This window comes from Clostridium sp., from assembly GCF_036639235.1.
Lineage (GTDB): Bacteria > Bacillota > Clostridia > Clostridiales > Caloramatoraceae > Clostridium_AB.
In genome coordinates this window covers 44,514-56,718 of the sequence record NZ_JAVWJB010000004.1, presented here as the reverse complement: position 1 = coordinate 56,718, position 12,205 = coordinate 44,514, and the positions used below count along the sequence as shown (strand labels likewise).

Annotated in this window: 24 protein-coding genes; all 24 read right to left on the bottom strand. The window is 38.4% G+C overall.

Translation table 11 applies throughout. The annotated features are described in order from the left end of the window. Nucleotides 1–4 precede the first annotated feature (4 nt). On the bottom strand, nt 5–757 hold the full coding sequence (gene map / locus RR539_RS02175) for a type I methionyl aminopeptidase (RefSeq protein WP_332473388.1): 753 nt from the start codon (nt 755–757) through the stop codon (nt 5–7). Further along, the gene (locus tag RR539_RS02170) at nt 757–1,407 is read right to left on the bottom strand and encodes an adenylate kinase (RefSeq protein ID WP_332473387.1); all 651 of its coding nucleotides are present in this window, start codon (nt 1,405–1,407) and stop codon (nt 757–759) included. The genes map and RR539_RS02170 overlap by 1 nt, the downstream gene beginning before the upstream one ends. A gap of 19 nt (nt 1,408–1,426) precedes the next feature. After that, nucleotides 1,427–2,704, bottom strand: a complete 1,278-nt coding sequence (gene secY / locus RR539_RS02165) for a preprotein translocase subunit SecY (RefSeq protein WP_332473386.1) — start codon at nt 2,702–2,704, stop codon at nt 1,427–1,429. A gap of 1 nt (nt 2,705) precedes the next feature. Beyond that, nucleotides 2,706–3,146: a 50S ribosomal protein L15 gene (gene rplO / locus RR539_RS02160; protein WP_332473385.1), complete on the bottom strand. Its 441-nt coding sequence runs from the start codon at nt 3,144–3,146 to the stop codon at nt 2,706–2,708. 20 nt (nt 3,147–3,166) lie between these two features. Further along, nucleotides 3,167–3,346 (bottom strand): 50S ribosomal protein L30, encoded by a 180-nt coding sequence (rpmD, locus tag RR539_RS02155; RefSeq protein WP_332473384.1) that lies wholly within the window; start codon nt 3,344–3,346, stop codon nt 3,167–3,169. A gap of 11 nt (nt 3,347–3,357) precedes the next feature. Then, a complete protein-coding gene (gene rpsE / locus RR539_RS02150; RefSeq protein ID WP_332473383.1) occupies nt 3,358–3,855 on the bottom strand; it encodes a 30S ribosomal protein S5 in 498 nt (165 codons plus the stop codon). 20 nt (nt 3,856–3,875) lie between these two features. Further along, nucleotides 3,876–4,244 (bottom strand): 50S ribosomal protein L18, encoded by a 369-nt coding sequence (gene rplR / locus RR539_RS02145; protein ID WP_332473382.1) that lies wholly within the window; start codon nt 4,242–4,244, stop codon nt 3,876–3,878. Between the two features lie 21 nt (nt 4,245–4,265). Continuing rightward, a complete protein-coding gene (gene rplF / locus RR539_RS02140; RefSeq protein WP_332483370.1) occupies nt 4,266–4,808 on the bottom strand; it encodes a 50S ribosomal protein L6 in 543 nt (180 codons plus the stop codon). 24 nt (nt 4,809–4,832) lie between these two features. Next, nucleotides 4,833–5,231: a 30S ribosomal protein S8 gene (gene rpsH, locus RR539_RS02135; RefSeq protein ID WP_332483369.1), complete on the bottom strand. Its 399-nt coding sequence runs from the start codon at nt 5,229–5,231 to the stop codon at nt 4,833–4,835. 31 nt (nt 5,232–5,262) lie between these two features. Then, complete coding sequence (locus RR539_RS02130) at nt 5,263–5,448, bottom strand: type Z 30S ribosomal protein S14 (RefSeq protein WP_332474494.1); 186 nt, start codon at nt 5,446–5,448, stop codon at nt 5,263–5,265. Between the two features lie 16 nt (nt 5,449–5,464). Then, nucleotides 5,465–6,007, bottom strand: coding sequence for a 50S ribosomal protein L5 (rplE, locus tag RR539_RS02125; RefSeq protein ID WP_442878381.1), 543 nt, complete (start codon nt 6,005–6,007; stop codon nt 5,465–5,467). 22 nt (nt 6,008–6,029) lie between these two features. Further along, entirely contained in the window at nt 6,030–6,347 is a 318-nt protein-coding gene (gene rplX, locus RR539_RS02120; RefSeq protein ID WP_332474493.1) for a 50S ribosomal protein L24, read from the bottom strand. Nucleotides 6,348–6,366: 19 nt separating this feature from the next. Beyond that, on the bottom strand, nt 6,367–6,735 hold the full coding sequence (gene rplN / locus RR539_RS02115; protein ID WP_332474492.1) for a 50S ribosomal protein L14: 369 nt from the start codon (nt 6,733–6,735) through the stop codon (nt 6,367–6,369). A gap of 25 nt (nt 6,736–6,760) precedes the next feature. Then, nucleotides 6,761–7,015 carry a 30S ribosomal protein S17 gene (gene rpsQ, locus RR539_RS02110; RefSeq protein WP_332474491.1) on the bottom strand — a complete coding sequence of 85 codons (255 nt, stop codon included), beginning with the start codon at nt 7,013–7,015 and terminating at the stop codon, nt 6,761–6,763. Nucleotides 7,016–7,041: 26 nt separating this feature from the next. Beyond that, a complete protein-coding gene (gene rpmC, locus RR539_RS02105) occupies nt 7,042–7,245 on the bottom strand; it encodes a 50S ribosomal protein L29 (protein WP_332474490.1) in 204 nt (67 codons plus the stop codon). After that, nucleotides 7,235–7,678: a 50S ribosomal protein L16 gene (gene rplP / locus RR539_RS02100; RefSeq protein ID WP_332474489.1), complete on the bottom strand. Its 444-nt coding sequence runs from the start codon at nt 7,676–7,678 to the stop codon at nt 7,235–7,237. Before rplP ends, rpmC begins: the two co-directional genes overlap by 11 nt. A 33-nt stretch (nt 7,679–7,711) precedes the next feature. After that, the gene (rpsC, locus tag RR539_RS02095; RefSeq protein ID WP_332474488.1) at nt 7,712–8,392 is read right to left on the bottom strand and encodes a 30S ribosomal protein S3; all 681 of its coding nucleotides are present in this window, start codon (nt 8,390–8,392) and stop codon (nt 7,712–7,714) included. A gap of 21 nt (nt 8,393–8,413) precedes the next feature. Then, nucleotides 8,414–8,749: a 50S ribosomal protein L22 gene (rplV, locus tag RR539_RS02090; RefSeq protein ID WP_332474487.1), complete on the bottom strand. Its 336-nt coding sequence runs from the start codon at nt 8,747–8,749 to the stop codon at nt 8,414–8,416. Nucleotides 8,750–8,767: 18 nt separating this feature from the next. Next, nucleotides 8,768–9,049 (bottom strand): 30S ribosomal protein S19, encoded by a 282-nt coding sequence (rpsS, locus tag RR539_RS02085; protein WP_332474486.1) that lies wholly within the window; start codon nt 9,047–9,049, stop codon nt 8,768–8,770. An 85-nt stretch (nt 9,050–9,134) separates the two neighbouring features. Next, nucleotides 9,135–9,971 carry a 50S ribosomal protein L2 gene (gene rplB / locus RR539_RS02080; protein ID WP_332483368.1) on the bottom strand — a complete coding sequence of 279 codons (837 nt, stop codon included), beginning with the start codon at nt 9,969–9,971 and terminating at the stop codon, nt 9,135–9,137. A 68-nt stretch (nt 9,972–10,039) separates the two neighbouring features. Next, nucleotides 10,040–10,339 carry a 50S ribosomal protein L23 gene (rplW, locus tag RR539_RS02075; protein ID WP_332474484.1) on the bottom strand — a complete coding sequence of 100 codons (300 nt, stop codon included), beginning with the start codon at nt 10,337–10,339 and terminating at the stop codon, nt 10,040–10,042. After that, nucleotides 10,339–10,959: a 50S ribosomal protein L4 gene (gene rplD / locus RR539_RS02070; RefSeq protein ID WP_332474483.1), complete on the bottom strand. Its 621-nt coding sequence runs from the start codon at nt 10,957–10,959 to the stop codon at nt 10,339–10,341. The genes rplW and rplD overlap by 1 nt, the downstream gene beginning before the upstream one ends. A 26-nt stretch (nt 10,960–10,985) precedes the next feature. Further along, entirely contained in the window at nt 10,986–11,615 is a 630-nt protein-coding gene (gene rplC, locus RR539_RS02065; protein ID WP_332474482.1) for a 50S ribosomal protein L3, read from the bottom strand. 56 nt (nt 11,616–11,671) lie between these two features. Next, nucleotides 11,672–11,980, bottom strand: a complete 309-nt coding sequence (rpsJ, locus tag RR539_RS02060) for a 30S ribosomal protein S10 (protein ID WP_048571610.1) — start codon at nt 11,978–11,980, stop codon at nt 11,672–11,674. Nucleotides 11,981–12,205: the final 225 nt, after the last annotated feature.

The window sequence follows — 12,205 nt, the reverse complement described above, 5'->3', positions numbered from 1 at the left end:
ACCTCTATTTTAGTAGTGTGAGTATTTCAGGACCATTTTCTAATATTGCAACTGTATTTTCGTAGTGTGCAGATAGTTTGCCGTCGGTTGTGACTACTGTCCAACCATCAGAAAGTTGGTCCGCCGTATATACTCCTAGGTTAACCATTGGCTCAATGGCTAAGACCATCCCCTTAGCAAGTTTCGGCCCTCTACCTGCCTTACCATAGTTCGGAACTGAAGGTTCCTCGTGAAGTGATTTCCCTATTCCATGTCCTACATAATCTCTCACTACAGAGTATCCGAAGGACTCAGCGTAGGTTTGCACTGCACTTGAAATATCCCCAATTCTGTTCCCTACAGCTGCATGTTTAATGCCTTGAAAGAAACTTTCAGTAGTAACATCAATTAGACTCTGAGCTTCCTTTGATACTTTACCTACTGGAAATGTTCTAGCTGCATCGCCATGAAAACCTTTAAAGTATGCGCCACAGTCAACACTGATTATGTCACCTTCCTGCAATACTCTTTTTGATGATGGTATTCCATGAACAATCTCTTCATTTACCGATGCACATATTGATCCAGGGAAGCCGCCATATCCCTTAAAGGATGGACGTGCACCTGATCTTAGGATATATTCTTCTGCAATCTTATCTAGCTCTAAAGTTGTAATTCCTGGTTTAACCGCTTCTTCGAGTTTTAGTAAAGTTTCTGCTACAATTGTTCCTGCCTTACGCATTATATCAATTTCATTACTTGACTTTAGATAAATCATTAGTTACCGCTCCCTAGGGCCTTGTTGATGTCTTCAAATACCTTATCGATATTTTGTTCACCTGCAATGCTTCTAAGTAGTCCTTTGTTTTCATAGTATTCAATTAAAGGTTTAGTTTGAGTACCATAAACCTCTAATCTGCTTGAAACTGTTTCTATGTTATCATCTGCTCTTTGAATTACTTCAGCTGAGCAGTAATTACATATACCATCCTTTGCAGGTGGGTTAAATACTGTGTGGAAACTAGCTCCACATGATGGACAAACTCTTCTTCCTGTTAGTCTATCTACAAGCGCCTTATCAGCAACTTCTATATTAATAACATGATCAAGTGAAGTGTTCATTTCACCAAGTACCTTAGTTAAAGCTTCCGCTTGCCCTACAGTTCTTGGGAAACCATCTAGCATGAATCCCTTAGTACAGTCATCAGCTTTTAATCTATCTTCTACTATTTCAACAGTTAGTTCATCGGGAACTAGCTGACCTTTATCTATATAAGACTTAGCCTTAACACCAAGTGGTGTTTCTTCTTTAATGTTCTTTCTGAATATATCACCTGTTGAAATGTGTGGAATTCCATACTTTTCAACTATGAACTTTGCTTGCGTTCCTTTTCCTGATCCTGGAGGTCCAAGCAATACTATTCTCATTTAACCATCTCCATTAAATCTATTTTAAGAATCCGCCATAGTTCTTCATTACTAGCTGAGCTTTTACTTGCTTTCTAAGCTCCAGTGCAACATTTACAACAATTAGCATTGTTGTTCCACCTAACTGAAAGTTCTGCAGATTTGATGACATCTGTGCTAGTACTATCGGGATAATCGCAACAATAGATGCAAATACACCACCGATTAAAGTCATCCTATTTAATACATTCGTTAAAAAGTTTTCAGTTGGAAGTCCTGGTCTAATACCTGGAATAAATCCACCGCTCTTTTGTAGGTTTTCAGCCATCTCGTCAGGCTTAAACGTGATTGACGTATAGAACCATGTAAAGAATATAATAAATAGAACGTATACAATTGGGTAAATTGGCTTGCTAATACTTAGCCAACCTGATTCAAATAACACACGCCATTGATTAGTTGGTTCTAAGAATAACTGTGTTACAAGTAGTGGCGCTTGCATAAGTGACATTGCAAATATTATTGCAATAACCCCTGTTGAGTTAACGTTTATTGGAATGTGTGTGTTTTGACCTCCGAAAGTCTTCGCACCAACTTTCCTCTGAGCGTATTGAACCGGGATTCTTCTCTCACCAAGATCCATTATAACTATTCCTACTATAATAAGTACAGCGAAAATAATTAACAGTGCTACTTGTATTATGTTCATTGATCCACCTTTTACAAGTACAATTAACTGATACCCAAGATTAGGAATCTGTGCTATTATACCCGTAAATATTATTAATGATGTACCATTACCAAGTCCATACTCAGTGATCTTCTCACCTAGCCACATTACAAATAATGTACCTGTTGTAAGCGTAATCATGATAGTTGCAAGATTTAAGACAGAACCGTCTACTAAAACTCCATTAACATTTAAGTATACTGCCATACTAAATGATTGTAGTAAAGCAAATACAATTGTTAAGTATCTTGTCATAGTAGCAATTTTCTTTCTTCCTTCTTGCCCCTCTTTTTGAATTTGCTCAAGTCTTGGAATCGCAACTGTAAGCAAGCTCATTATAATGGATGAGGTAATGTATGGACTTATACCCATAGCAAAAATACTAAAGTTTTTAAATCCACCACCTGAAATAATATCTAGAAAGCCGAACAATAAACCGCCACTTACCATTTGATCTAAGGCTTCTCTGTTGATATCAGGAACAGGAATAAATATACCTGCCCTGAATACCATTAAAAGTGCCAAAGTAACAAAGAGTTTCTTCCTTAAATCAGGAATACTCATTGCATTGCGTAAGGTTTTAAACAATTTATATCACCTCTACTTTGCCTCCGGCTGCTTCGATCTTCTTAACTGCTGATTCTGTAAACTTAGCTGCCTTAACAGTAAGCTTCTTAGTTAGCTCTCCGTTTCCAAGAACTTTAACACCGTCAAGTTGGCTCTTAAGGATTTTAGCTTCCTTTAGAAGTTCTGGTGTAACTTCTGTTCCGTCTTCAAATCTGTTTAGAGTTTCAACATTGATTTCTGCGTACTTAGTAGCAAATATGTTAGTAAAACCTCTCTTTGGAAGTCTTCTATGAAGTGGCATTTGCCCTCCTTCGAATCCTGGTCTTACTCCACCACCTGAACGTGAACCTTGACCTTTTTGTCCTCTTCCTGATGTCTTACCTTGACCTGTTGCAGTACCTCTACCTTTTCTCTTTGGCTCCTTTACTGAACCGGGAGCTGGTCTTAATTCATGAAGTCTCATTTATCGCACCTCCCTCTATATTAAACTTCTTCTACTTTTACCATGAAATTGATTTTATCAAGCATCCCTCTGATTTGAGGTGTTACTTCGTGCTCAACAGTTGATCCTAGTTTGTTAAGTCCTAGTGCCTTTACTGTTGCTCTTTGGTCAGGTTTCTTTCCGATTAAGCTTTTAGTTAGCGTTACTCTTACTTTAGCCACATTAATCCCTCCTAACCTAGTATTTCTTCTACAGACTTTCCTCTAAGCTTAGCAATTTGTTCAACTGTTTTAAGGCTTGAAAGTCCGTGTATTGTTGCGTTAACCATGTTTCTTGGATTGTTTGAACCAAGTGACTTAGCTCTTACATCCTTAATACCTGCTAATTCAAGTACGGCACGCACTGGTCCTCCAGCGATAACCCCTGTACCTTCTACGGCTGGCATTATAAGAACTTTACCTGCACCATATTCACCAGTAATTTGGTGTGGTACAGTTGTTCCAACTGTTTCTACTTGTACTATGTTTTTCTTAGCGTCTTCGATTGCTTTTCTAATAGCTTCTGGAACTTCAGTAGCTTTACCTAAACCAGTTCCAACGTGTCCGTTTTCGTCACCAACTACTACTAGGGCAGTGAATCTAAAGTTTCTTCCACCCTTAACAACCTTAGCAACTCTGTTTATAAATACAACCTTTTCTTTAAGGTTTAACTTGCTAGGATCGACTCTCATCTGTTTCCCTCCTTCTTTAATTAGAAGTTAAGACCTGCTTCTCTCGCTGCTTCCGCAAGTTCCTTAACTCTTCCGTGATAAATGTATCCACCTCTATCAAAAACTACTTCAGTGATACCTTTTTCGATTGCTCTCTTAGCTACAAGCTCACCAACAACCTTAGCTGCTTCTTTGTTGCTTCCAACTGTTAATGTGCTCTTTAGTTCCTTATCAACTGTTGAAGCTGCAACTATTGTAGTACCTTCAACATCATTTATAATTTGAGCATAGATATGCTTTTCACTTCTAAATACGTTTAGTCTTGGTCTTTGAGCAGTTCCGCTTACCTTGTTACGAACTCTAAGATGTCTCTTAACTCTTTGTCCGTTCTTGGATGGCTTATTAATCATGCAAAGCTCACTCCTTTCTTATTACTTCTTACCAGTCTTACCTTCTTTACGTCTAACAACTTCGTCAGAATACTTGATTCCCTTACCCTTGTATGGCTCAGGTTCTCTTACGCTTCTGATGTTAGCTGCAACGTGACCAACAAGTTCCTTGTCGATTCCGCTAACAATGATTTGTGTTGCAGCTGGAACATCTAGTGTTATTCCATCTACTTCTTCTATTTCAACTGGATGTGAATATCCAACATTAAGAACTATCTTCTTGCCTTGCTTAGTTACCTTGTAACCAACTCCAACAAGATCAAGTGTCTTCTTGTATCCTTCTGATACTCCAATTACCATATTGTTTATTAAAGCTCTAGTTAATCCGTGTAGTGATCTTACTTCTTTTTCATCGTTAGGTCTAGTTACAACTACTTCGTTGCTTTCAACCGCGATGCTTATTAGTTTGCTCATTTCCTTAGTTAAAGTTCCTTTAGAACCTTTTACTGTTACAACGTTGTTTGAATCAACAGTAACAGTTACTCCTGATGGAAGAGCAACTGGAAGTCTACCTACTCTTGACATAATCGCACCTCCTATTGATTCATATTACCAAATGTAACAAATAACTTCTCCACCAATACCTTCTGTTCTAGCCTTCTTATCAGTCATAATACCTTGAGAAGTTGAAAGTACTGCTGTTCCAAGCCCACCAAGAACCTTTGGTATATTGTCCTTTTGAGCGTATATTCTTAGTCCTGGCTTAGAAATTCTTCTAATTCCAGAAATAACTCTTTCTTTGCTTGTTCCGTACTTAAGTGTTAATTTAAGCATTGGTACTGCTCCGTCTACATAATCTTCAACCTTAACTAAGTACCCTTCTTCTACTAGGATCTCAGCTACGGCCTTCTTTATTTTTGAAGCAGGAAGTTCCACGCTTTCATGTTTTACTATATTTGCATTTCTGATACGAGTTAACATATCAGCTATTGGATCAGTCATAACCATAGTTACTGCCTCCTTTCACTTATAATGTAAATTACCAGCTTGCTTTCTTACATCCTGGGATTTCTCCCTTGTATGCAAGTTCTCTAAAGCAAATTCTGCAGATTCCGAATTTCTTTAATACAGAATGTGGTCTTCCACAAATTCTGCATCTTGTATATGCTCTGGATGAGAACTTAGGTTCTCTCTTCCACTTTTCTATCATCGCCTTACGTGCCACAATATTCCCTCCTTAATTACTGTGCAAAAGGCATTCCAAGAAGCTTAAGTAATTCTTTTGCTTCCTCGTCTGTCTTTGCAGTAGTAACGAATATTATATCCATTCCTCTAAGCTTTTCCACCTTATCGTACTCAACTTCAGGGAATATTAGTTGCTCTTTAAGTCCTAAAGAGTAATTTCCTCTACCGTCAAAAGCCTTACCTGAAACTCCTTTGAAGTCTCTAACTCTTGGTAGTGCAACACTAACTAGCTTATCCATGAATTGATACATTTTTACGCCTCTTAGTGTTGTCTTACATCCTAAAGGCATACCTTCTCTTATCTTGAAGTTAGCTACTGATTTTCTTGCTCTAGTAACTATTGCCTTTTGGCCTGTAATAAGTGTCATGTCGCTAACAGCTGAGTCAAGTAGCTTTGAGTTATCCTTAGCATCTCCACATCCCATGTTAACAACAATCTTTTCTATTTTAGGTACTTGCATAATGCTCTTGTATCCGAACTTTTCACGCATTGCAGGTACTACTTCATTATCGTACTTTTCTCTAAGTCTTGTTATCATCTAGAAATCCTCCCTTCTGCTATTATAATGTTTCATTACATTTTTTGCAGTATCTTACCTTAGAACCATCTTCTAAGAATTTCTTTGCAATTCTAGTTGCTTTGTCACACTTTTTGCAGTATAGCATAACGTTTGACGCATGAATAGGAGCTTCCTTCTTAACAATTCCGCCTTCTCTATTAGCAGCGTTTGGCTTAACATGCTTTGTTATCATGTTTACATCCTTAACGATTACTCTATTTGACTTTGGAATAACCTTTAGAACTTCACCAATCTTCTTAGCATCTTTACCTGCTATAACACATACAGTGTCTCCTCTTTTAACGTGAACCTTTGCCACTTAAGCCACCTCCTACTCTTTATAGTACTTCTGGTGCAAGTGAAAGAATCTTTGTGAATTCTTTTTCTCTAAGTTCTCTTGCAACAGGTCCGAAAATTCTTGTTCCCTTAGGGTTCTTATCATCCTTGATAATTACCGCAGCGTTCTCATCGAACTTAATATATTGACCGTCTGCTCTTCTTACACCTTGTACTGATCTTACAATAACAGCTTTTACTACGTCACCTTTTTTTACAACTCCGCCTGGTGTTGCACTCTTAACACTAGCAACTATTACGTCACCTATGTTTCCCCATTTTCTCTTTGAGCCACCTAGGACACGAATGCACATAATTTCTTTAGCACCAGAGTTGTCTGCCACTTTTAGCCTTGTTTGTTGCTGAATCATGAAAGTAACCTCCTCTCTGCTTTAATTACTTCGCTCTTTCAAGAATTTCAACAAGTCTCCATCTTTTATCTTTACTTAATGGTCTTGTTTCCATTATTTTAACTGTATCACCAAGTTTTGCTGAATTATTCTCATCATGAGACTTGAACTTTGTAGTTCTGTTCATAGTTTTGTTGTAAAGCGGATGACTTACCTTTGTTGCAACAGCTACCACGATAGTTTTATCCATCTTATCTGAAACAACCTTGCCTATCCTAACTTTTCTTAGTGCTCTTTCCACTGGCAGTACCTCCCTTCATTTATATCCTAAGCGTTAAGCTCTTTTTCTCTAAGGATGGTCTTTAGCTGAGCTATTGACTTTTTAACTTCTTTGATTCTTAATGGGTTTTCTAACTGGCCTGTAGCAAGTTGGAATCTAAGGTTAAAAAGTTCAGCTTTAAGCTCCATAACTTTTCCTTGTATCTCTAATACGCTGTTTTCACGAACTGCGCTTAACTCTTTAGCCTTCATTTACTTCACCACCCATTTCTTCGAAGTCTCTTCTTGTAACGAACTTAGTCTTTACTGGAAGCTTATGTGAAGCAAGTCTCATAGCTTCTCTAGCTGTATCTTCTGGAACTCCTGTAAGTTCGAAAAGAATTCTGCCAGGCTTAACTACTGCTACCCAATATTCTGGTGAACCTTTACCTGAACCCATACGAGTTTCAGCTGGTTTTTGAGTTACTGGCTTATCTGGGAATACCTTTATCCAAAGTTTTCCCCCTCTTCTGATGTATCTATTAATAGCAATTCTAGCAGATTCAATTTGGTTGCTTGTTATCCAACCGCATTCTAAAGCTTGGATTGCGTAATCTCCGTAAGCGATAAAGTTACCTCTAGTAGCCTTACCTGTCATTCTACCACGTTGAACCTTACGATGTTTAACTCTCTTAGGCATTAACATTTCGTTATTCCTCCTTCCTGTACGAATATCTTATTACTTTCTTGAAGATTCTTTCTTCTCTACTGGAGTAGCAAGTGTTCTTACTTTACCAAGAACTTCTCCCTTGTAGATCCAAACCTTAACACCGATCTTACCGTATGTTGTGTTAGCTTCTGCGAATCCGTAATCAATATCAGCTCTTAGAGTTTGTAGTGGAATAGTTCCCTCGTTGTATCCTTCAGTTCTAGCCATTTCAGCTCCACCAAGTCTACCTGCACAAGCAGTCTTAATTCCCTTTATACCAAACTTCATTGATCTAGCTATTGATTGCTTCATAGCCTTTCTAAATGAAACTCTCTTCTCAAGTTGAAGTGCTATGTTCTCAGCAACTAGTTGAGCATCTGTTTCAGGATTCTTAACTTCAACGATGTTGATTAGAACGTTCTTTGAAGTTAGCTTTTGGATATCCTTCTTAAGCTCTTCTACTCCTGATCCACCTCTACCGATAACGATACCTGGCTTAGCAGTAAATATGTTAACCTTCACTCTGTTAGCTGTTCTTTCAATTGTTGTTCTTGAAATACCTGCAGTGTAAAGCTTTTTCTTTATAAATTTTCTTATTTGGTTATCTTCAATTAGTTGATCTGCAAAATTTCTCTTATCAGCGTACCACTTTGCATCCCACTCTTTGATTATACCTACTCTTAGTCCGTGTGGATTAACTTTTTGTCCCATGCTTGACCCTCCTTCCGCAGATTATGCTCTTTCTTTAACTGCCATTGTAATGTGGCTAGTCTTCTTTAATATTCTAAATGCTCTACCTTGAGCATGTGGTCTGTATCTCTTAAGCGTTGGTCCTTGACCTACAAATGTTTCTGAAACATATAGCTTTGATACGTCCATTTTGTTGTTGTTTTCAGCGTTAGCTATAGCTGACTTAAGAAGCTTCTCTACAACAGGAGCAGCTGCTCTAGGTGTGTGCTTAAGTATAGCTAGTGCTTCTCCAACATTCTTTCCTCTGATTAGGTTAAGTACAACTCTAACCTTTAGAGGAGACATTCTGATATATTTAGCGTATGCTCTTGCTTCCATTTTAGCGCCCTCCTTCCACTATCTTCTCTTTGATGACTTTTCGTCGTAATCGTGTCCTCTGTATGTTCTAGTAGGTGCAAATTCACCTAGCTTGTGTCCAATCATGTCTTCTGTTACATATACAGGAACGTGCTTTCTTCCATCATAAACAGCAATTGTATGACCTGCCATTTGTGGGAATATTGTTGAACTTCTTGACCAAGTCTTTAATACCTTCTTTTCTCCTGACTTGTTCATTTCAACTATTCTGTTTAAAAGTACTTCTTGTACAAAAGGTCCTTTTTTAAGTGATCTACTCAATGTTCGTGCCTCCCTTCACAGGTTATTAAGATTAAAAGGTGATGATCGCATAAGAGCACTCCTATGCGGTCATGCTATTTCCTTATTACTTCTTCTTTCTAGCCTTAACAATAAACTTATCTGAGTATTTGCTGTTCTTTCTAGTCTTGTATCCAAGAGCTGGTTTACCCCATGGAGTAACTGGAGATGGTCTACCGATAGGTGATCTACCTTCCCCTCCACCGTGTGGGTGATCGCAAGGGTTCATTACAGATCCTCTTACTGTAGGTCTGATACCCATGTGTCTCTTCTTACCAGCCTTACCAATCTTAACAAGCTCATGTGATAAGTTACCGATTGTTCCGATTGTAGCTTTACAATCAGTTCTTACAAGTCTAACTTCACCACTTGGTAGTCTAACTTGTGAGTATGCATCTTCCTTAGCCATTAGCTGAGCAGCAGCACCTGCTGATCTTACTAGCTGACCACCCTTACCAGGGAAAAGTTCGATGTTGTGGATTGTAGTACCAACTGGGATGTTCTTGATTGGAAGTGCATTACCAACCTTGATATCAGCCTCTGGTCCTGATACGATTGTATCTCCTACATTTAATCCGTTTGGAGCAAGAATATATCTCTTCTCTCCATCAGCATAACAAACAAGAGCTATAAAAGCTGATCTGTTTGGATCGTACTCAATTTGAGTAACCTTTGCTGGAATTCCATCCTTATTTCTCTTAAAGTCAATAAGTCTGTACTTTATTTTAGCACCGCCACCTCTGTGACGAACTGTAATTCTACCGTGAGCATTTCTACCTGAATGCTTTTTTAGGGCAACTAGAAGTGACTTCTCAGGAGTCGCGTTCTTAGTTAGTTCTTCGAAAGTTAAAACAGTCATGTTTCTTCTTCCGGCAGACGTTGGTTTATAAACCTTTATACCCATTCGTATTCCCTCCTATCATTCGCTTATCTGACATATGTCAATAAAGGCGCTTTTCTTATTAATGAAGATTAAGCGTTAAATCCTTCGAAAAATTCGATTGCTTTGCTATCTGCTGTTAGCTTAACAATAGCCTTCTTGAAAGAAGCTCTTCTTCCTATGCTACGTCCTACTCTTTTAAGCTTTCCATCGTAGTTAAGTGTCTTAACGTCTTCTACTTTAACTCCGAATACTTCTTCAATTGCTCTTTTAATCATTGACTTGTTTGAGTCAACGTGAACCATAAAAGTGTACTGTCTGTCAGCCATTTGAGCCATAGACTTTTCTGTTATAACTGGCTTTATTATTACATCGTAATTAGTAAGCTTCATTATGCGTACACCTCCTCAACCTTTTCAACTGCATCCTTAGTAATGATCATGTTATCATACTTTAGAATGTCATATACGTTAATGTTGTTTACTGGAATAACGTGAGCTCCTACAATATTTCTTACTGACTTGTAGATGTTCTCATCTGATTCCTTAACGATAATTAGTGTCTTCTTAACATCGAACTTGCTAAGCATTTCAACCATAGTCTTAGTCTTAGGAGCTTCCATGCTTAGGCTGTCTAGTACGATTACTTCGCTGCTAGCTACCTTTGATGATAAAGCTGACTTAAGAGCTAGTCTCTTAACCTTCTTAGGCATTGAGAAACTGTAGTCTCTTGGCTTTGGTGCAAATACGATTCCTCCATGAGTCCATTGTGGTGCTCTGATTGAACCTTGTCTAGCTCTACCAGTTCCCTTCTGTCTCCATGGCTTAATGCCACCTCCACGAACTTCAGCTCTTGTTAGTGCTGATTGAGTTCCTTGTCTCTTGTTTGCAAGTTGCATCTTAACTACTTGATGCATAACTTCTGCATTTATTTCTACTCCGAACACTGCATCTGAAAGTTCGATTTCTCCAACTTTTTCTGCGTTTACGTTAAATAAAGTTACCTTTGACATGTGTGTTTCCTCCTTTCCCCTCAAGATTAAGCCTTAACTGTATTCTTGATCATTACTAGACCCTTCTTAGGTCCTGGAACCGCACCCTTGATTAGGATTAGGTTTTTGTCTGCATCAACTCTTACTACCTCAAGGTTTTGAGTAGTTGTCTTAACAGCTCCCATGTGTCCTGGCATCTTCTTACCCTTGAATGTTCTTCCTGGGAATGACGCAGCACCCATTGATCCTACTCCTCTGTGGTACTTAGAACCGTGAGTCATTGGTCCTCTGCTGAAGTTCCATCTCTTGATAGTTCCAGCGAACCCCTTACCCTTTGAAGTTCCTGTTACATCGATCTTGTCTCCTGCAACAAATACGTCAGCCTTAATTTCGCTTCCTACTTCAAATGAGCTTATATCTTCTAATCTAAATTCCTTTAGATATCTCTTTAATGAAACGTTTGCCTTAGCAAATTGTCCCTTAGTTGGTTGGTTTACTAGTTTCTCTCTGATCTCAGCGAATCCAACCTTGATTGCATTGTAACCATCTGTTTCTTCAGTTTTCTTTTGAACAACTACACATGGTCCTGCTTCTATAACAGTTACTGGAATTACTCTTCCGATCTCGTCGAATATTTGAGTCATCCCGATTTTTCTACCTAATATAGCTTTTTTCATGTTCGCACCTCCTCAGTTAATTAGCGGAATGCCTTGGCATTCATAACAACTTATAATTAAAGCTTTATTTCGATTTCAACTCCAGCTGGTAGATCAAGTCTCATAAGTGAATCTACAGTCTTTTGAGTTGGGTTAAGAATGTCTACAAGTCTTTTATGAGTTCTAATTTCGAATTGCTCTCTAGAATCCTTGTACTTGTGAACAGCTCTTAGTATTGTTACTACGTCCTTTTCAGTTGGTAGTGGTACTGGACCTGATACCTTAGCTCCAGTCTTCTTTGCTGTTTCAACTATTCTTTGCGCTGATGCATCTAATAGATTGTGATCAAACGCCTTTAGCTTGATTCTTATTTTTTGCTTTGCCATAAAATGTTTCCCTCCTTTTCATCGCACGTCTTATTTTTACTACGCACAACAAAAGTCATTCTGTACACTCTTCCAGGTGTGTCTATACCCTACAAGGTGATAATCACAGAACTCTTGTCGCCCGATTCATGATCAGGACATTCTCCACAAGAATTCCCCATACGGTGGCAACCTCTTGCTTCATCGCAGCCCACATAATTCACAACTCTTATATTTTACTACAAA